Raw genomic sequence first — 22,765 nt, forward strand, 5'->3', positions numbered from 1 at the left:
GCGACATTGCCGTCTGACGGTGGACACACACCTGGGGCCCCGCACCGACCGGTGCGGGGCCCCGTCTGGCGTGGCCGTCGCTGCTATACGGCGTTGGGGGCGTCGAAGCGCACCGAGCGTACTTCGAGGCTGTCCTTGGCGGGCTGGCCGTGTGCCCTCAGCCGCCACTCAGGACCTTGGCAGTTGGCACCGACGTAGACGGTCACGGCGGTGTCGGTGTCGTTGTGCGGGCCGTAGCCCGGCTGCTCGTCGTCGTCGGCGACGGCGTAGAGGTTGATGCACTTGCCGCTGTGCGGGTTGTGGAGGGCGACCAGCCGCTCCACGCCGTAGCCGTCGACGTACTTGTAGGTGAAGTCGCCCTCGGCTGCCTGGGCGGAGCCGGCCATCGACAGGATGAGGGCGAGCGCGCCGAGGCCGGCGCCGAGGGTGGTGCGGAGCTTCATGACGGGAGGGATCCTTCCGGATGATGATCACGGATGGTGCGGGTCCGACCCTAGGAGGGACGGCGGCCGACGAATCGATCCGCCGGACCGCACCCCCGTCGCGCCGTCCCGGCCATCACCCGTTCGGGTCCCGCTGCCGCGCTCCATCCCGCCGTCCCGGCTTCGGGGAGGCATGGCAGTGCGGCAGCGCAAGGCTGCGGTGGCGTCGGTCCCAGGACCGCCGTCCACGGGTCTGCGGCTTTCCCACCTCGGGTGCCTGCCCTCTCAATCGCCACGGCGGCGGCGGTGCCTCAAATCCATGGGGCCGGCAACGCTGTGGGGTACAGATGGAGCCATCACGCAACCACCTGGAAGGAAGCACCCCGTGTCTGCCCACCTCGGCGATGACCTGAAGTCACTCCTCGACACCCCGGTGTTCGTCTCCATCGCGACGATCCAGCCTGACGGCAGCCCCCAGGTCTCCCCGGTCTGGGTCAAGCGCGACGGCGACGACGTACTGATCTCCACCACCCTGGGGAGGCAGAAGGAGAAGAACCTGCGCCGCGACCCCCGGGCCACCGTGCTGCTCCAGCCTTTCGATGCGCCGTACTCGTATGCGGAGATCCGCGGCACCGCAGAGCTGACCACCGAGGGCGGCCAGGAGCTGATCGACGAGCTGTCCGTCAAGTACACCGGCAAGAAGTACGCGGAGTTCAACCCCGCCTCGGCCGACGACAGCCCCCGGGTCGTCGTTCGCATCACTCCGCGCAAGGTGGTCGGCCGGATCTGACCTTGCCCGCGGCCGCACGGCTGCGCGTCACCCAACGGCCGGATGGGCGCTGGGTGGCGTGGCCGCGACTGTGACGCTCTCAGAGCGGCGAGATCGAGCAGTACGTGTCGGTGAACGACCGTGCATGGGCCCAGGCGGCGGGCAATAGGGCGTGGACCTCCGTGGAGACTTCCGGCTTCGCCACCAAGCCGCTCACCGCGGCCCAGATCGATGCTGGCGCGACCCACGCGTACGTAGCCATCGGCGGGTCTGTACGGTCTCTGGCTCTGTGTCGCATCCGGTGGTGACGGAGAGCAGTGCGACGGGCGGCAGGGCCGGGGTGGAGCGGGGCAGGGCACGTGATCGCTCGGCTGGGCCGCGTGGCACGCTTGTCAGCAGACCTGACGGAAACAAGGAAAGTTGAGTCGTGCGTTGATCCGTGTATCCCGAGGAGCCACCGGGTTCTGGGGGCATGGCGATGACCCGTTGCCGCAGGCGGACGTCGTGGCCTTCAAGACCGCATGCCACGCTGTGGCCCGATCGATCGGGGGCACGGTCGGCGAAGTGACCCCGCCCGGAGTCACCCCGAACTTCCATACGGCCGTGATCACCACCTCATCCGGTCGGTCCACGGTCTTGTGCCACGCGGTACTCCCGGTCGTCGCCTTTGTGGCAAGCCCGCCGCAGGCCGGTGCGTCCTTGCCGGACTTCACACCCCCGCCGGCGTGGGCGGCCGCGTTTGAGACGGGCGGCTTCCGGCTGCTGCATGTCAATGAACTCCGCATGCCGTTGGCCTCGGCTGACACCAGTGAGCTTGCCGAAGCGGAGCTGGAACAGGTGGGCTACTGGCGCCCCAGCACGGTCGGCGAGCTGATGTTCAACTGGTGGGACTGAACGGGTTCGTTCGCCCGGGGGATGCGGTTCAGCCCGTGCGCAGCCGATCGCCTGGTACCGGGAGGCGGGGAGGAGAACGACGCGGGCGGTGTCCCTGGGTATTGGTGCACGTAGATGGTGTCGCACAGCAACACGACGTCCGCTGAGTCCACCGTGCACGCCGCGAGTTGCACCATGGTTTCCGGCAGCCCACCGGTCTTGCTCAACCGGTACGTGTAATGCACCGCACTGCCTCGCTCGGGGACCTGAGGGTGTGGCCCTACCGGGCCGGGTGTGCTTTCCCTCCGGCCTCCTTCCCCTGCGATGCAGCCGGCGAGGATCCCGCCCGCCGGATAGGCAAGCGGATCCACCGCCACCGACCCGGCAGCGGACTCAGGCCTCGGGGTCGCGCAGGCCGACGCAGTCGAAGGCCCAAAAGGCCTCTGAGTAGACGAAGGTGCCCGTCATCCACGGCTCGTGAGCGGACAACCGGGCGACCTGGAAAGCGGCGTCAGGGATACGGAGCGAGGGCGAACGGAAGCCAGCCGCGCCGGCGCCCTCGAAGCCGCGCATGCCGTAGTAGTGCGGGGCACCCTCCAGGAATACCAACGGCACACCCTGACGGTCGGCCGCCTCGAGGGCGTGGGCGATGAGCTGCGTACCAATGCCTTGACCCTGGAACTCCGGGACCACGCCCAACGGTGACAGGGACAGGACGTCCACGATCCGGCGCGGAGCGTCCAACCGCGTCGCGCTCAGCAGGACATGCCCGACGACCCGGTCCTCGACGACAGCGACGAAGGACATCGGCGGCAAGGCGGCCTCCGCAACGCGAAGTGCCTCCACGAGCCCCGGAACCCGATCGCTGTCACCGAAGGCACGCGTATGAACCTTGCGCACATCTCGGTGATCGTCAGCGGTCTCTTGCCGGATCACCAGCCCGGCGCTAGCAGGAGCGATCGGGAAGTCTGCGGGCGCATCGTGTGAGGTCATGGCCGCGAGCGTAGATCGAAAGGCGGCTGAGCGCGACGCAATTGCGCACCAGCGCGAGCACGGCGGGCGGCTTCGCGCAGACCACTGATCGTCTGCGCCTCCCGGGCCGGCTGTCACACCTGACGGGCGCGGGCCTCGGCGGAGTCAGGGTGGGAGGAATTCCAGAGCCGGTCGGCTTCACCGCGCGCGAGGTGATCCGCATAGACCCGCACTTTGTACCGCACGACGTCCAGGGCCTCGCGCAGCTCCTGGATCTGCGCCTCGACATGGGTCTCGTGCTGCCGCAGCAGCGCCAGCCGCTCGTCCTCATTGCCGGGACCCTGACGGGCCAGCTCGATGTACTGCCGGATGGTCGCCAGTGACATGCCGGAAGAGCGCAGTTTCGTGCAGATCGCGAGCCACTCCAGGTCCTCCTCGTGGTAGACCCGGCGACCGTTGGACAGGCGGCGCACCGGGTTCGCGAACAGGCCCTCGCGCTCGTAGAAACGCAGCGCGTGAACACTCAGCCCGCTGCGCTCGGCCACCTCGCCGATGCTCAGATCCATGAACGACTCCCGTCACACAGCTGTTGATCTAGACCCGACTCTAGGTTCTAGCGTCGAGCCGTTGTCCAATCGGGTGGCCGGAACAGGGGAAGAACATGAGCGTTTGGTTTGTCACTGGTGCATCGCGCGGGCTCGGCGCGGCGATCACACGCGAAGCACTGGATCGCGGACACCAGGTGATCGCCACGGCGAGGGATGCGGCGGCGGTGCTGCAGGCACACCCGGACACGCCCGCCGGACTGCTGGCGGTACCCGCGGACGTGACCGAACCAGGGCAGTTGGCGGCTGCCGTACAGGCCGCCGTGGCGCAGTTCGGCCGGATCGACGTCGTGGTCAACAACGCCGGCTACGGCCTCGTCGGCGCCATCGAGGAGGTCGGCGACAAAGCCGCCCGGGCCCTCTTCGACGTGAACGTGTTCGGCGCGCTCAACACCTTGCGGGCGACCCTGCCGACGCTGCGTGCCCAGCGATCCGGACACGTACTGAACATCGGCTCCGTGGGCGGCTTCGCCACCGCCCCGGGCGTAGGCCTGTACGGTGCGTCGAAGTTCGCCCTCGAAGGAATCACCGAGGCGCTCCACGGCGAACTGGCCCCGCTCGGCATCCGCGTCACGATCGTCGAGCCGGGCGGCTTTCGCACCGACTTCCTGGGCAGCTCGAGCATGCACGTCGAACCAGCCTCCATCGCGGACTACGCAGCCGGCGCGGGACCGGTACGCGAGGCCCTGGCCCACAACGACGGCCGACAGCCCGGAGACCCGGCAAAGGCAGCCAAGGCCATCGTCGACATCACCGAGGCCGCCGAGCCCCCGCTGCGCCTGCAGTTGGGCGCGGACGCGGTCGAGCGCGTCGAGGCGAAGCTGGACCTGGTGCGCCGTGAACTCGACGCATGGCGGCACGTCGCCCTCTCCACGGCCATCTGAGCCCAGGGCGAAGGAACACCGTCACCGGGTGCGATGCGGTCAGCCGGGTCCGTGGCCGTGTCGCGTCGCGGGTCTGGCTGATCGATCCCGCGGCGCCATAGCCCCTGATCTCGGCCGGGGTTGAGGTCAGGGAGGTTTCAGGGTGGGCCCGGGTGTCGGGGAGTGTGTCTGGATCCGAGCATCAGTGGGTGAAGACATTGAGCCCCCGTTCCTTGAGCCGCTTCCTCGCTCCTGCCGTTTGGACTGCCGTCGTGCTGGCGGTGGTTGCGGCTTTGTGGGCTCCCTCGGATACGGATCCCGGCCTCAGCCCCTACTCGCTGACCGTCAGCGACTTCGCCGCACTGGACCGTGGAGGCCCGATCGAGACGACGATGGCGTTGCTGGGTCTGGCCTCGTCGGTCTTGCTCGTGGTGGCGCGCGTACGGCTGCCCTCCATGCGCGGCCTGGTGTCGGCCCTGCTGGGCGTATGGGCTGTGGGGCTCGTCGTAGCCGCCGTGGTACCGACCGATCCGCTCGTCACGGAGCTGAGCACGTCGGCCCAGGTGCACCGCTACGCCTCGATCGCGGCCTTCGTCGCCCTGCCGGCCGCCGGACTCGTACTGGCCCGGCGCCTCGACGCCGATCACCACGCGAGGCGGACGGCCCGGTCGCTGCGTGCACTGTCGTGGGCGGCGCTGGCCGGTGCAGTGGTGATGGCCTACTCGGCGGGCCCGGGCGGTCGGGAACTGATCGGCTTGATGGAACGTTTGCTGCTCGGCTGCGAAGTGGTCCTGCTGGGTCTCCTCGGCCGATACGTCCAGAGGAGCGGGTCGGTCGGTCGTCCGCTGTGACGCCGGCTGTCCTGCGGCGGCGCGGCTGTGCCGGCAGAGTTGCAGGTGGCGGCCGGCAGGGTATGCGAGGCCGGCACCCGACGTCCGCGTACTGGAGAGGCAATGAACCGTCACCCTGGCGGCGGCCGAGGCCGGCAGCGAGGTGACGGTCACCTACGAGATGACGCCCCTCACCCCGTCAGCGGCCGAGGCCCTCGAGGAGTTCGCCGACCAGTACCCGACCTTCATCCGCTCCTGGGAGGAGCTCATCGCCGCCCACCTGGCTTCGGGTGCGAGTAGGTGAGGGGCAGCAAATCCCGATCAGAATGATCATGGTCTGTGAGCTCGCCGACGTTCTCCCGCTCCGGGGGCCGAGCGGCCGGTCGGGATCCGTGACGTCCCTCCACGCGGATCTGGCGTGGCGCAGCAGCGCCAGGCGGGCGGCGGCCCAGGTCCGGCGCGGGCTCACGAGGGACGCATGATCGGCGGTGTCAGCGTCGTGGCGTCGCCCGCCCGGTACAGCGCCGCGGGGCGGCCGACCGCGGACTTGCGCTGCCGTCCCACGGGGACGATGAACCCGGCCGCGTCGGTGACCTTGCGGTGGAAGTTCGGGCCGTCCAGCGGCTGTCCCCACACGGTCTCGAAGACCTTGCGCAGTTCCGCGATGGTGAACTCGGGCCGGCAGAACTGAGTGGCCACGGCGGAGTGCTGGAGCTTGAAACGGGCCTGCTCGACGGCGTCCGTGAGGATCTCGTGGTGGTCGAAGGCGAGGAGCTCCGGGGAGGCGAGCACCGTGTCGACCGGCAGCCACCGGGTGGCGGCGGCGTCCGACCCGGCGACCGGCGCCGCGGGCTCCGGCACGATCGCCAGGTAGGAGCAGGTGACCACCCGCGGGTCGCGCGGATCGCGACGCGGGTCGGCGTAGACCCCGACCTGTTCGAGGTGGAACCGGGAGGCGTCGAGGCCGGTCTCCTCGCGCAGTTCGCGGACCGCCGTGTCGTCGAGGGTCTCCGACCCGCGCAGGAACCCGCCGGGCAGGGCCAGCTTGCCCCGGAACGGCTCGGTGCCCCGCTCCACCATGAGCACCTGGAGGGCTCCCTCACGGATGGTGAGGAGGGCGATGTCGGCCGTCATGTGGATCAGGAGGCGGGGGCGGGTGGCTCTCATGCTGCACAGACTAGCTAATTGTTCGATTGACAAAAACTCCGCCGCGTAGTTAGGGTCACAACTACAGAAACTGTTCCCGGAGCGGGTGCGGTACAGGCTTGGGGGGCCCTGTGATCCTTGCTGTGGACATCGGCGCGTCGTCTGCGAAGGCCGCGCTGTGGCGGCGGAAGGACCCCGCCGCGCTCGACATCGACGGGGAGTCCCAGTGGTCCACCACGCTCTTCCTGGACCGGGGGCGGGGCATGCTCACCGGGGTGGCGCCGGAGAACCTCGCCGGCGCTCCGCGCTACCGCGGGCGGTACCTCGTAGGAGTCAAACAGCAGGTCAACAAGCCGGACCCGGCCACCGAACCGCTCTACCGGGAATTACGGTTCCCCGCCGGCGGCACCGAGCCCCTCGTGCGCGGAATCGGCGTGATCCTGGCCCACGCGCTCACCGCCGTCCCGAAGCGGTTCGGACGGCCCGACCGCCTGGTGCTGTCGCACCCCGTGGTCTGGACGGACACCGAGAAGGCGGTACTCGTGGAGGCGGCGGCCGCCGCCCTCCCCGGAGTGCCCGTCGCCCTGGTCAGCGAGGCCGAGGCAGTCGGCCTGCACATGGCGTCCCGCCTGCCGGCCGGCGGATCGTACGCCGTCCTGGACTTCGGCGCCTCGTCCTTCGACTTCGCCGTCCTGCGGCACCAGGAGCAGGGACCGGCCCGCGTGGTGTACGACGGGGGCCGGCTGATCGGCGGGGACGACTTCGACGCCTGCCTCCTGAACCTGGTGCGCGAGTCGGCCGACGCCGGTGAACTCCGTGAGCTGACGGAAATCGCCACCACCGAGCCCGAGTTGCTGAGGGCCGAGGCGGAGCAGGTCAAGAAGGCCCTGAGCGAATCCGACGAGGCCGTCTTCGCGGTCCGCAGCCTCGAAATCGTCGTGGACCGCGGGGAATTCGAGGCGGCGATCGCCCCGCTGGTCCTGACCTGCCGCACCCTGGTCGAGGAGGCGCTGTCCCTGCTCCACGCGGACCCGCCCCACACGTTCGCGCTCACCGGGGGAGCGGCTCGCGTCCCCTTGGTGCGGGCACAGATGGCCGAACTGGCCGCCGGAGCGGAAGCCAAGGTGATCGACGCCCAGCAGGAGACACCGGGCAGCCTGGTCGCCCTCGGCGCACTGCGCATCCCCGTCGACGCCCCCGCGCCCCGCGTCCGCGCGGCCCGTCCCTTCACCCTCGCCCCCGAGGTGATGAAGGCCCCGGCCGCCCGGACACCCCTCACGGCCGTACGCGGCGGCCTCGCATTCCTCGGCCCCGACGCAGGGTTACAGGTGTGGCGGGACGACGGCACCGGAACCATGAGCCCGGTCGCCCAGCGCCGGAAGGTCCCCGGCTCGGTCGCCATGACCGCAGACGGCACCGGTCGTGGACTGGTGCTCGCCAGCCCCTCACCGGCTTTCACCCTGATGGAACTGAACACGCGGGGCGAGGACACCGCCGCCACCGTGTTCGGTCACCTCGCCGCCACACCGTCCCGGTCCGAGGGCCGGGTCACCGCACTGGCCCACTGGTCGCCGCTGCTCGCCTGGTGCGTCGACGGCGGTCCCGACGGCTCCCTGGTCGACGTCAGCGCAGATCACTGGCGTCCCCTCCACTTCGACGAGCCCGTAGCGGAACTCACCTTCGCCGGACCCGGAATGCTGCTGGCCCGCACCGCGACCGGCCTGTTCCTGCTGGACACGCACTCCCTGCGGAGACCGGCCTTCCTCCCCCTCTCCGAGCCGTTCTCCGTGGCCGTCGAACCCTCCTCGGCCACGGCGGCCGTGAGCGCAGCCGGAACCGTGAGCGGATACGCCCTGCGACCGGACGGTTTCGAGCGGCTCTGGCACCGTCCGCTCAAGGACGGCGGCCCCGTGGCCTGCACGGCGCCGGGCGGACAGCCCGTGGTGATCGTCTTCGACACCCACGACGGGGTGTACCGGGCACTCGCGGCGGACACCGGCAGGCAACTCGCGCTGCGGGACACGGCCACGTCCACGGGCCCCCACCGGATGTACCCCAGCCCCGACGCCGGTGTGGTCTACGCCAGGACCCCCGGGTTCGTGCACCGGCTGCGCCTCGAAGGGCCCGTACGGTGACGGCGCCCGGCCCGGTCGCGGCGCTCATCGCGGAGCACTGCCGAGAGCTGCTCGGCGACCCGGAGCAGGCCGACGACACCACCCTGCGCGACATCGTCGCCCAGTGCGGCCAGCCCCTGAGGGTCCTGCTGGTCGGTGACGTCTCGAGCGGGAAGTCGACCCTCCTGAACGCCCTGGTCTCCGGTTCCCACGCCGAGACGGCGTTCAAGGAGACCACCAGCAAGGTCACCTGGTACCACGGACCGCACCTGGGCACGCTGCGCCTTCCCGATCCCTCCCACCGCGCGGTCGCCGTCGAGTTCCCGCTCGCCGACCGCCTCGTCCTGGGCGACAGCCCCGGCCTGAACACCCCCTCGGAGAACCCGCGCGAGACCTTGCGGATGATGGGCGGCGGCGACCTGGCCGGCGCCGCCGCGGCCTTCGTCTGCGTCCTGGACAACGGGCTGGTGAGCGGTCGCTGGGCCAAGCAGTTGGAGGGCCTCGCGGCCTTGTCCGCGGGCCCCTTCGACCTCGTCGGCAACCTGGTGCTCGTCATGGCGAAGATCGATCTGATCGATGACGACATCGGCAGCATCGAGCGCCGGACGCGCGACGCCACACCGCTCACCTTCCGCTTCGCGGGCGTCAACCAGCTCATGGCGGCCGCCGTCAGGACCGGCGCGGTAGACCGGCGGACCGTGGCCGTACTGGACGCCCTCCGCGCACTGCCCTCGTTCGCTTCCTGGCCCCCGGACTCCTGGCCCGAAGTGTGGGACGAACTGTCCGGACCGTTCTCCGACGCGGACCTGACCGCGTTCAAGGACTCGGTCGGAGCACCCGAGTGGCTCCCCGAACTGGTCCGCACCACCGCGGACATGGACCACCCGTCAGCCGTCGCCGCGGTCTTCGAACGCATGTCGGGCCTCGCGACCCTGGAATCCGTACTGGCCGACATCGCCGAGGACGCCGACCTGTTCACCTCCACCGCCGTCCTGCTCAGGCTGCGCCGACTGGCCGCCGGGCTGCCCGACGCTCCCGCCGCACGGGTGCGCTCCGCGATCGCCGGGGTGACGTCCAGCCGGCCGTACCAGGACCTGTGGCCGCGGGCCGCCGCACGGCTGATGCGCCACACCTCCGTCGGAGACGGACTCGGCCCGGACGACCTGGACACGGCCCTGCGGCTGCTGCGCGGGCTGAGCTGCCCACCGGCCGACGCCGCCACCGCACTCACCCGATGGTCGGCCCGGGCGGCCGATCCCTTCGCCGACTCCCGCACCCGCCACCTCGCACGCCTCGTCCAGGACGCGGCACTGCGCGTACTGGCCGAACCCGAATCGGAGGCAACGCTTTGAGACCTCCTCGCTTCCGCTCGCCCCGGACCCCGGCACGGACCCTGCACCGAATCGCAGCCCGCCGCCGGCCCCGTCCGGGCGGCACACGACCGGACGCGCCGCCCTCCCCGGCACCGCACCTGACCGGCGTGGCCGCGGACCTGCTGGCCGTGGCCGACCGCCTGACCAACCGTGAACTGGCCCGCCGGATCAGGGCCGTGGTGGCACGGCTTCCAGGCATCGCGACGATCAGCCCCGAACCGGGATCGCCCTTCGACCCGGCCGCCCACAACTGGGCCGAGACGCACGAGGCCACCGAACCACTGCAGTGCGGCCGGATCGCCGCCGTGCTCGACCCCGGATTCCGCGAGAGCCACACCCGCAAGGTCCTCAAGCCGGCCCGCGTCGCCGTCTACGACATGGAGGAGGAGTCCCATGACTGACCCCTTCGGCACCGCCGCGGCGGCCGCCGACGACCGGGCGGAGGACGCCGTCCTGCGCCTGCTCGCACTGGCCGAGGAGGAAGAGGCCCTGGCCGCGGCCGGCGAACCCCTCCAGCACCTGGCCGGTCGCTGGCGCAAGCCCATTGCCCAGGTGACCGTCGTCGGAGAGGTCTCCGTCGGCAAGTCCACACTCATCAACGCTCTCGTGGAGACCCCGGTCCTGCCCACGGCCGCCGAAGCGCTGTCCTCCATACAGGTGGAGCTGGCCCACGGAGACGCCCTGCTGGCCACCGTCTACATCCGACAGGGCGACGAACTCGTCGTGCGCGACGTGGCGGGGAAGGAGATCGAGGAATACCTGACCACACGCGGCGCCAAGACGGTGGCCCAGCGCCACGGGCAGGACGCGGAGGTCCTCGGCGCGGTGATCGCGGTCCCGTCCCCGTTGCTGGCCCAAGGGCTGCGGCTGACCGACACGCCGGGCGTCGGCGGCCTCAACCCCGCCCACCGCAGGGCGACCGTGGCGGCGCTGGCGGACACCGACGCGGTCATGTTCGTCATCCGCCCGGACCGCCCCATCAGTGACTCGGAACTGCGCTTCCTGGCCGAGTCCGTGGAGCATGTCGCCCACTACCTGATCGTCCAGAGCCATGCCGGGCAGTTCACCGACGCCGAGGACCGACTGCGCGAGAACCTCGCCGTGCTGCACTCCCCGCAGACGTGGACGGCGCTGTTCCAGGACGAGACGCGCGGCATGCAGCTCGCCGAACGCTTCCGTAACGAGGTGACCGGGGTCAGCGTGTCCGCCAAGAACGCCCTGACCGCGTACGCGCGGCGGCCCGCCCCGGGCTGGGAGAGGAAACTGGAACTGAGCGGAATCTCGAAACCGGCCGAGTGGCTGCGCACCGAGGTGGCCGAACAGGTCGGGCTGATCCACCGCCGCACCCTGCTGCGGCTCGCCGACTCCACCGGGGCTGCGATCGCCGAACGGCTGGCGGGCCGCCGGTCCCTCCTCTCGGAGGGCGAGGTAGGCGAACGGGCCATCCGGGAACGGCAGGAGCGCGTCTACGAATGGATCGCCAAACACGGGGAGGTCTGGAAGCCCGACCTCGACCGGGCGGCCGTGGAGTCTCAGGCAAAAGTGCGCGAACTGGGTGCCGAACGGATGGAGGCGCTCGGAACCGACTACCGCAAACGGTTCGAAGGCAAGAGCCCCAAGGCCCTGCAGGGCATCTGTGAGGAACTGGTCAAGGAACCTGCCAGCGCCTCGATCCGGATGCGCGGACTGGTCAAACAGCGGCTCGACGCCGCGGTCGAGGAGATCACCCGGAACGATCCGGAGGGGCCGGTGGGCGCCCACCTCGGACGGATGAACGCATCCAAGGAAATGGCCGTACGGGTGCACACCCGGCTCACCGTCGACGACCTCGCACTGGAGGACAGCCAGGCCTCGGCGGCGGCCATGATGGGGGCCGGCGTGCTGTCCCGAAGCCTGCCCACGAGCGTGCACAAGCCCCCTGCCGAGACCCGTACCGGGCCGCAGACCGTCCCGCTCTTTCCCGACTGGTTCCCCATCCACACGTCCGCGACCGTGCCGCGGCCAGGCACGCAGTCCCCCGACTGGCTCGGCGGCCGGCACAAGCCCGTTACCGGACAGCAGGCCGGCGGTACGGCCGCGCTGGCCGCCACGGCCCTGGCAGCGCTGCCCGCCGCCGTCGTGGCGGCGGCGGTCGCAGCGGCGCTCTTCGGCGGGGTGGCCGTCTGGCGCAAACGCCGCGCCCATTCGAGGGAGGCCGCCGAACAGCTGCTGGCGGATGTGCTCAAGGCCATCGGCACCGACGCGGTCGAGGACGCCTGCGCGTATGCCGTCGAGGAGCGGGACGCCATCACGGTGGAGATCGAGAGCCGGCTGAAGGAGGAGCAGGCCCAGATCGAGCGGGACAAGGCGGACCTGGAGCGGCACACCGGTCTGACCGTCGACGAGCGCGTGGGGATGCTCAACGCCATCGACCTGGCGGAGCGCGAACTGGAAGCCCTGCAAGCCGAATTGGCGGAGGTCAGGCTCGTATGGAACCCGTGAGCGCGGGCCGTGACGGCCGCGGGCCCGGTGCTCCGGGCCCGCGGCGGCCGGCCCCCGACGGGCCTTCGCCGTCCCCCGGTTCCCAGACGCTGTGCCAGGTACTGGTCACCGAGTACGAGGTGCTGAAGGCGGAGCAGAGCGCCCGGATCGCGGCGCGGGACCACCTGATGTACGCGACGCTCGCCGTCTTCGGCGCCACCGCCGTGGCGATCGCGGGCAGTTCCCGCGCCGCTGAACTCGTCCTGCTCCTCCCGCCGGTGTGCATCGTCCTCGGATGGACCTACCTGGCCAACGACGAGAAGGTGTCGGCCATCGGCCGCTATCTGCGGACCACGCTCCGGCCCCGGCTGGCGGCGGCGGCCGGCGTGGACGCCGGTCTCGTGCTCGCCTGGGAGTCCGTGCACCGGGGCGGCCCGCTGCGGGTGTCGGGGAAGTACCTCCAACTCGCCGTGGACCTGATCATGTTCGCGCTGCCCGCGGTCCTCTGCGTCGTCCTCCACTTCCTCTCACGGGGTGTTTCCCAGCCTGCCCTGACCGTGGTGTCCGCCGCCGAACTGGCGGCGGTCGCCGTACTGTCCACCCGCATCGTGCTGGCCATGGACGCCGGCGACAGAAGGGAGCCATGATGGCCGAGCCGACCGGAGACCGCGAACTGAAGCCGAAGGTGGGGCTGGTGGTCGCTCTGGGCGAGGAGTTCCGGTACGTGATGGCCGGACTCGACCGGCTCGGCGACTTCGAGGTGGACCAGCGGGTCTACTACCGCTTCCGGGTCCCGGGCTCCGATGTGACGGGCGTGCTGACCGTCCTGGACGCGATGGGGCTGCCGAACGCCGCGGTCGCCGTCAACGACCTCGTCCACGAGTTCAAGGTGTCCCTGGTCGCCCTCGTGGGAACGGCGGCGGCACTCGACGACGACCTCCCGCTCGGTGACGTCGTCATCGCCTCGGAGATCGTCGACTACCTCAACCAGGCCAAGGTCGTGGACGACCCGAAGAACCCCGACGGCGCCCGCTACCGGCTCGCCGGGACGAACTGGAAACCATCGGCCGCCCTGCTGCGCTACGTCCAGAACTTCCCGCGCAGGGAGGCAACAGAGCCCCTGGCGGAGAAGTGGACCCGGGACGGCCACAAGGCATGCCGCATCGCCCAGCCGGACCGGCCGCAGGGGGGCCCGCAGTATCACGTGGCCCCCGTCGCCAGTGGCGAGATGGTCATCGGTTCACAGGCCTTCAAGGAGATGATCCAGACCCACAACCGCAAGCTGGCGGCGGTCGAAATGGAGGCGGGCGGCGCCGCACTGGCCGCCTACCCGCAGGACGGCGTGGACCTGATCGTCGTCCGCGGGCTCTCGGACCGGGCCGAGAGCGGCAAGGCGGCCACCGACGCCACCGTGGACCTCGACGGCCTCCCGAACGCCTGGCGGCGCTACGCGGTGGGCAACGCGATCCGGCTGCTGACCACGATGCTCGCCGACCCCCACTTCCCCTGGCTCACCCGGCACGAGCCGACGCGGCGCCGGGGGCGCAGGGGCGACGGTTCGGCCCGTACCTCCGTCGACGGGCTGCCGGGAGGGAAGGTGCGATCCACCCTGGGCGTCGCCGCCGGGCTCACGGCCGGATACGGACTGGGTCGCCGGGTCGCCGAACTCGCGCGCGAGTACGCCTTGGCGCAGGACCAGCCGCCCGCGCCGGTGCACGGTTCCCGCGACCAGGGGGACCAGCGGGACCAGGCCGCCCCAGAACCGCGCGACCCGGACCGTACGACGGAGGACACCCCCGACCAGGCCGGCGCGCACACCGCCCCGCACCACCCGGTGGACCGCATGGGCGCGGTGGACCGCACGGACGTGGGGGGGGCAGCTTCGACGCCGGCCTCGTCTGAACGACCCCGTCCACACGATCTGAGAAACGAGGCGCTGCAGCCAGTCGGTGGCTTCTTTCAGGGCCGTTTCATTCCACGGCAGGTCAAGCTCGATGGCTCGGAACAGTGATTCCTCGCGCTTTCGCTTCGGTCATGGGCGAGGCAGAGCTCGGGGCACTGGAGGCGGATCTGGTGATGACGGGCCTGCACCGAGGCGGGATCTGGATGACCTGCGACCGCTAGACCGGGGATCGAGCCGAGCGGGCATGACTTCGCGCACCGGTAACGGAGTTGGCTTGAGCACACCGACCAACAGCTCGATGTCACGCCACTTGCACCAGCCCACCAAAGAGCTTCACCGGCCTGCTGATGGTGGCGTGGCCGTGCCCCTAGCTCAAGTGTTGCTCTGAGATGGCGGGAAGAGGGTTGGGCGGCGCGCCGTCAGGTGAGACTGCCGGCAGATGAAGTGGGCCGAAACGGGGGCGGGTCTGGCATGCGGTGGGTGTTCCGGCGGTTCGCAAGGGGCTCGGACGAGATGCGGGCTCTGGATGTGTACGACGTCGCGTTCCTGGCGGGCGGCGCGCGGCGGGTGGCTGACAGCGCGATCGTCGGGTTGAACAGGCGCGGCCTGCTCGTGGTGCACGCCTCGCAGGTGCGTACGGTGGATGGTGAACTGCCGGGGCATGCGGTCGAGCGTGTTGTGTTCGCGTTCTGCGGGCGAACCAAGAGCGTCGACACCGTACGCGCCGCCATACAACGCTCCCCGGAGATCCAGGAGATCGGCCGCCGGCTGGCCGCATGGGGCCTGGTGGAGGGCGCGGATCATCGGGTGACCCGTAGAGGCAGGCGATACCTGGAGACGGCAGGGCGCGACGCGAGCATGCCGGAGTACGTCCTGGGCGGGGCCTCCGGCCTCTTGGGCGGGACAGTGCGACGCCCGGCCGGCCGTGCTCAGGCGGTTCCACCCCGTCGCGGCCCGACACCGGGGCGCGGGAGCCAGAGCCCGACGCGGGGGCCCAGGTTCCCGCGCCCGGACGTCGACTCCGGTCCCGGCTCGGGTACGGGCGGCACCTCCGGCGACGGCAGCAGTTGCGGAGGCGGAGGAGGCGGAGGAGGCGGAGGAGGCGGCGAGTGAGGCCTCACGGTCCGGCTCGTGGGCAGGGTGCCGGCCACCCGCCCACGACCGGGACGGTCCGGCGAAATCGGAGACCCTCATGGACTCAAGCCAGCGGACCTGCGTCCTGGCGACCACGGACAGCCCGGCGGCCCGGATGCAGAACGATCAGGAGAAGGGCTGTCTGTCCGGGCGGCAGGTGGTCCCGGGCGGTGGCAGGGTGCCGTTGATGAAGTAGCGGCTCTCGTACGTGTTCACGCAGCTGCTGGCGTTGTTGAACAGGGCGGTGTGGCCGTACCCGTCGTGGGTGAGCAGGCGGGCGTTGGCCAGTTCCCTCGCCATGGCCTGGGAGCCCGTGTACGAGGTGGACGGGTCGTACGTGGTGCCGACCACGAGGATCGGGTGCGCGGTGGGCTTGTTCCACGGTCCGGCGTATCCGTCGGCGGCCTGGGCCGGCCAGGTGGCGCACGGCTCTCCGGCCCAGGTCCAGAAGCGGCCTGCGTCGCCCGCCCGTTTGGCGCTGTTCTCCTCCAGGCCGTGGTAGGCGGCGGGATCGCGGGGGTTGGGGCTGTCGCCGCACCACACGGCCATCGCCTGTTCGTCGCCGAGATACGGGTCGGGTTGTGCGACGGGGGGCGGCGGCGGGTAGGTGGGCGGCTTCGGGGCGCGGCCCTGCCACAGGTCCTGGAGGCGGCGGGCGAGCTCCGCCCAGCCCGGGTCGACGATGTAGAGGCTGCTGACCGTGTCGGCGACCGTCTTGGCGTACGTCCACGTATCCACCGGGCGTTCCCTGAGGCGCTGCATCAACTGGTCGAACTTCACGCGGGTAGCCTCCGGGCTGCCGGCCGAGAAGGCGCAGCGGCCCGTGGGGGCGGATCCGCACAGGTCGAGGAACCGGTCCAGGGTCGCGGCGGCGCTGACGTCGGAGCCCATGCGCAGGAAGGTGGGGGTCTGGGCGTCCGGGCGGTCGCTGTTCGTCCACGCGGAGGGCGCGATGTTGCTGTCCAGGACCATGGCGCGGACCTTGCCGGGGAACAGGTTGGCGTAGGTGGCGCCGAGGATCGTGCCGTAGGAGACGCCGAAGTAGTTGAGCTGCTGTTCGCCCACGGCCTGCCGGAGCAGGTCGAGGTCCCGGGCGGTGTCGGCGGTCGACACGTGGCGCAGGAGGTCGGCGTCGCGCTTCTCGCAGCGCCGTCCGAGGTCCTCGTAGGCGTCTGTCCAGGCGGTGCGCTCCTTCTCGCCGACGGGGAAGCCGGCCGCCTTGGAACGCCCCCAGGCCGCGGCGGCGTCGGTGCTGTCGAAGCAGTTCACCGCTGTGCTGTTGCCGATGCCGCGAGGGTCCCAGCTGACGATGTCGAACCGCTCCCGCAGTTCTTTCGGGAAGGAGTCGTAGTTCTGCGGCACCTGCACCGTCCCGGGGCCGCCGGGCCCGCCGGGGTTCACGAAGAGGGTTCCGATGCGGTGCGCGCCGTCGGTCGCCGTCCTGCGGACCACGGCCAGGTCGATGGTGCGGCCGGCGGGGGCGGCGTGGTCGAGGGGGACGCGGGCGGTGGCGCAGTCGTACGGGCTGCCGGGCGTGCAGGGGCGCCAGTCCAGTCGGGGGATACCTGCCGAGGGCGACGGCGTGTCCTGGGCGGCGCCGGAGCCGGGGAAGCCGAGCACGCTCGAGCAGACCGCCGCCGCGACGAGCGCCGCCGCGCGGTGGCGGAGACCGCCGGCTGTTTCGGACAGGGGCATGGCGGGCCCTCCTCCGTTGCCTCGGGGCCCTGCCGACCACGCAGCCGGGGCCGCGGTCCGACGACAGTCCCTGCAACCACGAAACCTCGGTTTACCGACCCACGCGAGTCGGGGCCCCGGGACCCGCTGCCGGTGGCACCCCGGCCAGTGCTGTTCCCCTGCGGGAAACTGCGCACGACGTGAACCGCTGCGGGCTTCGCTGCATCAAGTCCGGCAGGGCTTATCGCTCACGCAGCGGGTTGTGGTTCGTAGTCGGCGAGAGGGGCGACTCGGAGTCGAACTCGAAAGTCTCTACGGCGGCGTCGGCAGGGAACTCCGGGTGGTCGTGCCAGATTTCGGCGAAGGCGACCAGAAGATTCCATGAGGCGGTTGCGTGCAGCTCGGTCCCCGTCGCTTGCTCAGGCAGAGAGGACCGATGGAAGCGCACCGCCGCGATCTGCTTGTTCGCGGCCAGTCTCAGGGCGGCGGCAGTACGACGGGCTTCGCCTTGGCAAGAGGCTGGGTCGGGGATTCGCGCGAACACAAAGCTGACCAGCCGTGCGACCTGGTCCTCGGTGATCCGCTCCACTCTCTCCCCCTATGATGCGCGCACTGTTGGCCTGGCTCGTTGTCAACTATCTCAGCTCAGATCTCTGGACGTTGAGCGCGGTGTGGGCGGTTCTTGCGGTCGGTCACAGCCTTGCCGATGAGTGGCGGGGCGAGTCATCGATCAGCGAGTCTCGTCCCTGATCAGAACCGCTGGGACCCGGTCGGATCGCTGAGCGACGGCTGTCGCAGATGGTGCTGGACGAAGACGTACGGTGGCGCGAGGCTCCGTACCGTTCAGCTGATCGCCAACGATCGCTATCTCCACTACAGAGACCAGATCGCCCGCGAACCGGAGAGCCCCCTCGACCTGGAGTCGCTGGCCTATCGGGCGGCCGGATGCGGGGGCCGCATCGTGGCGATCGAGGCGATCTGGGACGGTGACACCGTCCACGACTGGTTTACTCGTGACCAGGTGGCTGTGTCGAAGCCGTACGCGGTGCGGCCCTGCCCTTCCCAGCGAACTGGTGGATCCGCTCCCGTTCGGCGGCCTCGTCGGCGGCGCAGCCGAGGCCCAAGGAAGTGCTCGCAGACATCCGGCCTGTTCGTCGTCGCCCGAGAGGTAGGCGGTCGGTGGGGTGGCCAGGGTTTCGGGTGCGGTCATGACCATGAACAGCATGGTGTTGAGGGTCTTGACCACCCGGGTGTGGGGGAGTGCGGCCTGGAGCTCTTCGGCGAGGCTGCTGCCGGGATAGCACAGGTCGCCGGGCAGGCCGTCAGCGGCGTCGAGGGTTGCGTTGGAGACGTCGATGAGGATCTTTCCGGAGAGCTCGGTACGCAGGTCGGTGAGGCGCTCCAGGGAGCTGTCGCCGGGCGTCGCGTTGATGACGATGTCCGTGGTGCGGGCGGCCGTGTCTTCGGGGCTGCGGCCGCCGATGGTGACATGGTGCCCGGCTGCGGAGAGCTTGCGGGCGAGGTTGGTGCCGACGCGCCCGGCTCCCAGGATGCCGATGTTGGCCATGCGGTGATGCTCCTTGCGGTAGGGAGGTAGGGAGGTAGGGAGGTAGGGGAGAGCGGTGACGGTCCGGTCAGGCGATCGGCGAGAGGACCTTGAGGGCGGCGCCGTGGATGCCGGGGGCGGAGGCCAGGAAGTCGCGGCTGCCGGTGGTCCAGGGCGCGCCCGTCAGGTCAGTGACGGTGCCTCCGGCCTCGGAGACCAGCAGGGCGCCGGCGGCCAGGCCGGAGAGGACGTCGGAGAACTGCCAGAACGCGTCCATGCGTCCGGCGGCGACGTGGATGAGCTGCATGGTCGCGGGAACGGACACGCGCACGACCAGGCCGTTGATGAGCATGGCGGTGACGGAGTCGCCGATCCGCCGGAAGGTGCGCTCGTCCTCGCCGGGCTTGGCCTGGCCGGTGCCGATGAGCGCGGCGCCCAGGTCGGTCTTGGCGGACACCTTCAGGGGGCGGTCGTTGAGCCGGGCACCGCCGCCCGCGACGGCGGTGTACGTGTCGCCGGTCAGCGGCAGGTGGACGGCGGTGAGTACGGGCTGGTTGTCGCGCACAAAGGTGGCGGTGACGGCCCACTCGTCCATGCCGTGGACGTGGTTGATGTTGCCCTCGGCGGGGTCGACGACCCACCACTCCCCGGGCGGGAGCGCGCCGCCGGCCAGCTCGTCCTCGGCCCACTGCGACCCCTGCCGGGCCCGCAGCAGCGGTTCCCGCAGCAGCTCCAGCACCGCGTCGTCGTTGGCGTGGATCTCGCCGACGACCTCGTCCAGGCTCACTCCCCGGGCGTGCGAGGTGTAGCGGTCGCGCAGCGTGACGCCGGCGGCTTTCACCGCAGCGGTCACGTCGGACAGGAGCGTCGCGTCGGCGTTGAAAGGCATGGCTGTGCTCATGGTGGGCTCCCTGGGGTTCGGTAGAAGCGGGGCGGTTTCTCGTCCCCGCACTTCGAAGCTAGGCCGCCTGGCCATTAACAACAAGTGCATGCTTGTCACTTGTAGAGTTACTCGCATGCAATTGGATCTGAACCTGCTCACCGCCCTGGACGCCCTGCTGGAAGAGGGCAGCGTCGCCGGCGCCGCAGCGCGCCTCCACGTCACCCCACCGGCGATGAGCCGCTCCCTGGGCCGCATCCGCAAGGCCACCGGGGACCAGATCCTGGTCCGCACGGGCCGCAGCATGGTCCCCACCACCCGCGCACTGGCCATGCGTGCCGAGGTCCACGCCCTCGTACAGCAGGCCCACCAGCTTCTCTCCGCACAGCAGGAACTCAACCTGGCAGCTCTGGACCGGGTGTTCACAGTGCGCTGGCACGACACCCTGACCGCAGCCTGCGGCACCGCCCTGATCACCGCCGTCCACCATCAGGCCCCAGGCGTCCGGCTCCGCCTGTCCGCCGAACCCGGGACGGACGACGCCGAGCTGCGCCGCGGTGAGGTCGACCTCGAATCAAGCTCCAGCGCTCCGACGCCCCCCGACGTCCGGCACCGCCTCATAGGCAGGGACCGGCTGATCGTCGCCGTCCGCCCGGGCCACCCGCTCACCGAAGGCCCTCTGAGCCTCGAGCGCTACGCGGCCGCCGAACACCTCACCGTCTCGCGGCGCGGAAACCTGCGCGACCCGATCGACGACGCCCTGACCGCACGCGGCCTCGAACGACGCGTCGTCGCCGCCGGGCCCACCGCCGCCTTCGCCCTGCAACTCGCCCTCGAAACCGACCTGGTCGTCACCCTCCCCGACGCGGTCACCCGTACGACCCGGGAACAACTCGGCCTGGCCTCACTGCCACCGCCGCTCCCGCTGACCGACGTCCCTCTGTACCTGCTGTGGCACCAGCGCTACGACAACGACCGCGCCCACACCTGGCTGCGAGACCTGGCCACCGAAACCGTCCAGGCACTGTTCACACCACGGACCGCCGCTCAATAGCGCCACCCCAAACGACGACTGGGCAGTCAGGCGCTGCGTGCCGGCTTGCCGACACCTCGACCGGGCGGCCTTCGACGCGCTCGATGAGAACGGTGACGGCCGTGTCGATCGGGACGCCTACCTGGCACAGATCCGTCTCTTCGTCACTGACGGATCGTTTCTCATGGCGAGCGCTCGCCACGCGCAGGCCGGGCCGACGACATGAGGACCGGCGGTTTTGCGGGTACGCGACCGCCTCGCTACGGCAGATCAGTCCGTCGCTTCGCGGACGTCCTTTCCCTGCTCGGCGAACGCCTTGAAGTCCTGCATGTGCTGTTGCGACTGCTTGCGGAAGGCGCCGGGCATCAGGAGCCCCACCAGCTTCATGAGGAAGCTGCTGAAGCGGTATTCGTTCTCGCTCTCCCAGAGCGTCGTTTCCGGGCCGGCTTCGGTCAGCCGGTCGCGCACCGCGCTCCACATGCCCTCGCCGACGATCTCGCGGTCGAAGTGAACGACGCTCGTTTTCGGGATCTCGCGCAGGTCTGCCGGTTCCCGGCGTGTGATGGTCTCGGTGCACTCCATTTTCCGCTGGCCCATCTGAAACACGACCCGCGACGTGGTGCCGAGCTGCCCGTGTTCCCCGCTCAGCGGCTCGTGCAGCACCAGGCCCCGCAGCCATTTCGGCAGCTGTGCCGGGTCGGCGAGCAACTGGGCCACCTTCTCCCGCGGCAGGGCGATCTCGATGGAGGTCGTGTACTTCATGGGGCGCACCATTCTCTTCCTTCGAGGTGTGGGACAACGCGCATTCGTACCGCTCGTCGTGCTCCTCGGCTGAGGGCACTGCACCGCACTGCACGGCACTGCATTCATGTATCGCACTGGCGTCTACTCTGTGGGATCGCCACCCGCTGGTGCGTTTCCTCCGACTCTCGGGTTGTTCGCGGCGCACCGAGCCGCCGACCATCACCGGGGGAGTGAGACGGCCTTCCGAGTGGTTTCGGGCGCTGCCGTGGTGGCGGATGCCCGAGCGGCCGATCGGCGCTGTCAGAGTGCTGCCCTGCCGGATCGCGACAGGGGCGGTGGCTCACGCTCCGGTGTCCCGGCCGGCCGGCCGACCGTGATCTGTGAGGGTGCCGCGTGATCAACCTGTCCGTTCGATGCCCAGCCCGCACCACCGGCTCTCGTACGTCCAGCGCGGACCCTGGCGCAGAGCGCAGACGCAGGGGCGTCCTGGCAGCCGTGACCGGCGCGATGTGCCTCGCCGCGCTGCTCGGCGCTCCGGGGGCTCATGCCCAGGACTTCGGCACTCCGGCCGACCATCCCGTCGGCAATGCGCCGCGCACCGCGGCCACGCGTAACGTCGACGCGAACAGCAATCCGGCGCGCGCCGTCGCGCATTCGGTGGAGGACAGCGTGTCGCCAGCAGGCACAGCCCCGGCGACCACCGTACTGGTCTCGTCCGTCAACCCGTCCGTCGTCGGCCAGACGGTGACCTTCACCGCGACGGTGACCGGTGCCGAGGGCACCCCGACCGGTACGGTCCTCTTCAAGGACGGCGACACCAACCTGGGCCCCGACGCCCTCGACGCCACCGGCACGGCGTCGCTGCCCATCAGCGACTTGGCCGTCGGCATCCACCACATCACCGCCGTCTACGGCGGGAACACCACGTACGCGCCCTCCACCAGTAATACCGTCGTCCAGGTCGTGAACCCGCTGGCCTGCGACAACGCCGTCCTCACGGTCGTCGGCACCAACCGTGCGGACCGGCTCGTAGGCACCGCCGGCAACGACGTGATCTTCGCGCTGGGTGGCAACGACAGGGTCGACGGCGCCGGCGGCGACGACCTCATCTGCGGCGGGCAGGGCAACGACATCCTGGTCGGCGGCCCCGGGAACGACCGCATCGAGGGCGGCGACGGCAACGACAGGATCACGGGCAACGGCGGCGACGACACCCTCTTCGGCGGCAACGGAAGGGACATCCTCCGCGGCAACGCCGGCAACGACTCCCTGTTCGGCGAAGCAGGCAACGACCGCCTCAACGGCGGCACCGGTACCAACACCAACAACGGCGGTCCCGGCAGGAACATGTGCACCGCCCCCACCACCGGCCCCGGCTGCTCGATCTGACCTGCCCCCACCTGACTGGGGCCGTTTCTTGGGAG

The 22,765-nt window shown here is 70.5% G+C and carries 22 protein-coding genes and 1 pseudogene; 14 read left to right on the forward strand and 9 right to left on the reverse strand.

Features of this window, described 5'->3' with window-relative positions:
* Window positions 1-83: 83 nt before the first annotated feature.
* Window positions 84-443, reverse strand: a complete 360-nt coding sequence (locus tag ACFWP3_RS02655; RefSeq protein WP_384215591.1) for a hypothetical protein — start codon at window positions 441-443, stop codon at window positions 84-86.
* Between the two features lie 364 nt (window positions 444-807).
* On the opposite strand from ACFWP3_RS02655, the gene ACFWP3_RS02660 reads away from it, so the two are divergent.
* Together ACFWP3_RS02660 and ACFWP3_RS02665 are read left to right on the forward strand one after the other, a co-directional pair.
* Window positions 808-1,212, forward strand: coding sequence for a PPOX class F420-dependent oxidoreductase (locus ACFWP3_RS02660; RefSeq protein WP_384215592.1), 405 nt, complete (start codon window positions 808-810; stop codon window positions 1,210-1,212).
* A gap of 483 nt (window positions 1,213-1,695) precedes the next feature.
* The gene (locus tag ACFWP3_RS02665; protein ID WP_384215593.1) at window positions 1,696-2,085 is read left to right on the forward strand and encodes a hypothetical protein; all 390 of its coding nucleotides are present in this window, start codon (window positions 1,696-1,698) and stop codon (window positions 2,083-2,085) included.
* Window positions 2,086-2,457: 372 nt separating this feature from the next.
* Here the strand turns inward: ACFWP3_RS02665 and ACFWP3_RS02670 are convergent, their stop codons facing one another.
* Together ACFWP3_RS02670 and ACFWP3_RS02675 are read right to left on the reverse strand one after the other, a co-directional pair.
* A complete protein-coding gene (locus ACFWP3_RS02670; RefSeq protein WP_384215691.1) occupies window positions 2,458-3,000 on the reverse strand; it encodes a GNAT family N-acetyltransferase in 543 nt (180 codons plus the stop codon).
* Between the two features lie 170 nt (window positions 3,001-3,170).
* Window positions 3,171-3,602 carry a MerR family transcriptional regulator gene (locus tag ACFWP3_RS02675; protein ID WP_384215594.1) on the reverse strand — a complete coding sequence of 144 codons (432 nt, stop codon included), beginning with the start codon at window positions 3,600-3,602 and terminating at the stop codon, window positions 3,171-3,173.
* A 95-nt stretch (window positions 3,603-3,697) separates the two neighbouring features.
* Between ACFWP3_RS02675 and ACFWP3_RS02680 the strand changes: the two genes are divergently transcribed.
* The 3 genes from ACFWP3_RS02680 (at window position 3,698) to ACFWP3_RS02690 (ending at window position 5,638) form a co-directional block, all read left to right on the forward strand.
* A complete protein-coding gene (locus ACFWP3_RS02680; protein WP_384215595.1) occupies window positions 3,698-4,525 on the forward strand; it encodes an oxidoreductase in 828 nt (275 codons plus the stop codon).
* A gap of 188 nt (window positions 4,526-4,713) precedes the next feature.
* Window positions 4,714-5,355, forward strand: coding sequence for a DUF998 domain-containing protein (locus ACFWP3_RS02685; protein WP_384215596.1), 642 nt, complete (start codon window positions 4,714-4,716; stop codon window positions 5,353-5,355).
* Window positions 5,356-5,497: 142 nt separating this feature from the next.
* Window positions 5,498-5,638, forward strand: coding sequence for a hypothetical protein (locus ACFWP3_RS02690; protein ID WP_384215597.1), 141 nt, complete (start codon window positions 5,498-5,500; stop codon window positions 5,636-5,638).
* A 161-nt stretch (window positions 5,639-5,799) separates the two neighbouring features.
* Here the strand turns inward: ACFWP3_RS02690 and ACFWP3_RS02695 are convergent, their stop codons facing one another.
* Window positions 5,800-6,501: an NUDIX domain-containing protein gene (locus ACFWP3_RS02695; RefSeq protein ID WP_384215598.1), complete on the reverse strand. Its 702-nt coding sequence runs from the start codon at window positions 6,499-6,501 to the stop codon at window positions 5,800-5,802.
* A gap of 110 nt (window positions 6,502-6,611) precedes the next feature.
* Between ACFWP3_RS02695 and ACFWP3_RS02700 the strand changes: the two genes are divergently transcribed.
* The 7 genes from ACFWP3_RS02700 to ACFWP3_RS02730 all read left to right on the forward strand — a co-directional run bounded on the left by ACFWP3_RS02700 (window position 6,612) and on the right by ACFWP3_RS02730 (window position 15,443).
* Window positions 6,612-8,615 carry an Hsp70 family protein gene (locus tag ACFWP3_RS02700; RefSeq protein ID WP_384215599.1) on the forward strand — a complete coding sequence of 668 codons (2,004 nt, stop codon included), beginning with the start codon at window positions 6,612-6,614 and terminating at the stop codon, window positions 8,613-8,615.
* A complete protein-coding gene (locus ACFWP3_RS02705) occupies window positions 8,612-9,946 on the forward strand; it encodes a GTPase (protein ID WP_384215600.1) in 1,335 nt (444 codons plus the stop codon). Before ACFWP3_RS02700 ends, ACFWP3_RS02705 begins: the two co-directional genes overlap by 4 nt.
* A 128-nt stretch (window positions 9,947-10,074) precedes the next feature.
* Window positions 10,075-10,368 carry a nucleotide exchange factor GrpE gene (gene grpE, locus ACFWP3_RS02710; protein ID WP_384215601.1) on the forward strand — a complete coding sequence of 98 codons (294 nt, stop codon included), beginning with the start codon at window positions 10,075-10,077 and terminating at the stop codon, window positions 10,366-10,368.
* Window positions 10,361-12,448, forward strand: coding sequence for a dynamin family protein (locus tag ACFWP3_RS02715; RefSeq protein ID WP_384215602.1), 2,088 nt, complete (start codon window positions 10,361-10,363; stop codon window positions 12,446-12,448). The genes grpE and ACFWP3_RS02715 overlap by 8 nt, the downstream gene beginning before the upstream one ends.
* Window positions 12,436-13,074: a hypothetical protein gene (locus ACFWP3_RS02720; RefSeq protein ID WP_384215603.1), complete on the forward strand. Its 639-nt coding sequence runs from the start codon at window positions 12,436-12,438 to the stop codon at window positions 13,072-13,074. The genes ACFWP3_RS02715 and ACFWP3_RS02720 overlap by 13 nt, the downstream gene beginning before the upstream one ends.
* Window positions 13,074-14,438 (forward strand): hypothetical protein, encoded by a 1,365-nt coding sequence (locus ACFWP3_RS02725; protein ID WP_384215604.1) that lies wholly within the window; start codon window positions 13,074-13,076, stop codon window positions 14,436-14,438. Before ACFWP3_RS02720 ends, ACFWP3_RS02725 begins: the two co-directional genes overlap by 1 nt.
* A 363-nt stretch (window positions 14,439-14,801) precedes the next feature.
* Window positions 14,802-15,443 (forward strand): TIGR04222 domain-containing membrane protein, encoded by a 642-nt coding sequence (locus ACFWP3_RS02730; protein WP_384215605.1) that lies wholly within the window; start codon window positions 14,802-14,804, stop codon window positions 15,441-15,443.
* 147 nt (window positions 15,444-15,590) lie between these two features.
* On the opposite strand, the gene ACFWP3_RS02735 is transcribed toward ACFWP3_RS02730, so the two are convergent.
* From ACFWP3_RS02735 to ACFWP3_RS02750, 4 genes and pseudogenes are all read right to left on the reverse strand, one after another.
* Window positions 15,591-17,159: an alpha/beta hydrolase gene (locus ACFWP3_RS02735; protein WP_384215606.1), complete on the reverse strand. Its 1,569-nt coding sequence runs from the start codon at window positions 17,157-17,159 to the stop codon at window positions 15,591-15,593.
* Window positions 17,160-17,379: 220 nt separating this feature from the next.
* Complete coding sequence (locus tag ACFWP3_RS02740; protein ID WP_384215607.1) at window positions 17,380-17,727, reverse strand: hypothetical protein; 348 nt, start codon at window positions 17,725-17,727, stop codon at window positions 17,380-17,382.
* Between the two features lie 531 nt (window positions 17,728-18,258).
* Window positions 18,259-18,705, reverse strand: a pseudogene (locus tag ACFWP3_RS02745) (NADPH-dependent F420 reductase); the annotation flags it as partial.
* 67 nt (window positions 18,706-18,772) lie between these two features.
* Complete coding sequence (locus tag ACFWP3_RS02750) at window positions 18,773-19,585, reverse strand: inositol monophosphatase family protein (RefSeq protein ID WP_384215608.1); 813 nt, start codon at window positions 19,583-19,585, stop codon at window positions 18,773-18,775.
* Between the two features lie 115 nt (window positions 19,586-19,700).
* Between ACFWP3_RS02750 and ACFWP3_RS02755 the strand changes: the two genes are divergently transcribed.
* A complete protein-coding gene (locus ACFWP3_RS02755; protein WP_384215609.1) occupies window positions 19,701-20,618 on the forward strand; it encodes a LysR family transcriptional regulator in 918 nt (305 codons plus the stop codon).
* Between the two features lie 249 nt (window positions 20,619-20,867).
* On the opposite strand, the gene ACFWP3_RS02760 is transcribed toward ACFWP3_RS02755, so the two are convergent.
* Entirely contained in the window at window positions 20,868-21,359 is a 492-nt protein-coding gene (locus ACFWP3_RS02760; protein ID WP_384215610.1) for an SRPBCC family protein, read from the reverse strand.
* Between the two features lie 477 nt (window positions 21,360-21,836).
* Here ACFWP3_RS02760 and ACFWP3_RS02765 point away from each other — a divergent pair, with 477 nt between their 5' ends.
* Window positions 21,837-22,730: an Ig-like domain repeat protein gene (locus ACFWP3_RS02765; protein ID WP_384215611.1), complete on the forward strand. Its 894-nt coding sequence runs from the start codon at window positions 21,837-21,839 to the stop codon at window positions 22,728-22,730.
* The last annotated feature ends 35 nt before the right edge of the window (window positions 22,731-22,765 follow it).

This window comes from Streptomyces sp. NPDC058525 (assembly GCF_042719495.1).
Taxonomy (GTDB): domain Bacteria; phylum Actinomycetota; class Actinomycetes; order Streptomycetales; family Streptomycetaceae; genus Streptomyces.

Bases quoted from the DNA above. Each gene is read 5' to 3' on its own strand.
- ACFWP3_RS02655 (WP_384215591.1), bottom strand. From the start codon at position 443: ATGAAGCTCCGCACCACCCTCGGCGCCGGCCTCGGCGCGCTCGCCCTC.
- ACFWP3_RS02675 (WP_384215594.1), bottom strand. From the start codon at position 3,602: ATGGATCTGAGCATCGGCGAGGTGGCCGAGCGCAGCGGGCTGAGTGTT.
- ACFWP3_RS02680 (WP_384215595.1), top strand. From the start codon at position 3,698: ATGAGCGTTTGGTTTGTCACTGGTGCATCGCGCGGGCTCGGCGCGGCG.
- ACFWP3_RS02695 (WP_384215598.1), bottom strand. From the start codon at position 6,501: ATGAGAGCCACCCGCCCCCGCCTCCTGATCCACATGACGGCCGACATC.
- ACFWP3_RS02715 (WP_384215602.1), top strand. From the start codon at position 10,361: ATGACTGACCCCTTCGGCACCGCCGCGGCGGCCGCCGACGACCGGGCG.
- ACFWP3_RS02720 (WP_384215603.1), top strand. From the start codon at position 12,436: ATGGAACCCGTGAGCGCGGGCCGTGACGGCCGCGGGCCCGGTGCTCCG.
- ACFWP3_RS02725 (WP_384215604.1), top strand. From the start codon at position 13,074: ATGGCCGAGCCGACCGGAGACCGCGAACTGAAGCCGAAGGTGGGGCTG.
- ACFWP3_RS02730 (WP_384215605.1), top strand. From the start codon at position 14,802: ATGCGGTGGGTGTTCCGGCGGTTCGCAAGGGGCTCGGACGAGATGCGG.
- ACFWP3_RS02735 (WP_384215606.1), bottom strand. From the start codon at position 17,159: ATGCCCCTGTCCGAAACAGCCGGCGGTCTCCGCCACCGCGCGGCGGCG.
- ACFWP3_RS02750 (WP_384215608.1), bottom strand. From the start codon at position 19,585: ATGAGCACAGCCATGCCTTTCAACGCCGACGCGACGCTCCTGTCCGAC.
- ACFWP3_RS02755 (WP_384215609.1), top strand. From the start codon at position 19,701: ATGCAATTGGATCTGAACCTGCTCACCGCCCTGGACGCCCTGCTGGAA.
- ACFWP3_RS02760 (WP_384215610.1), bottom strand. From the start codon at position 21,359: ATGAAGTACACGACCTCCATCGAGATCGCCCTGCCGCGGGAGAAGGTG.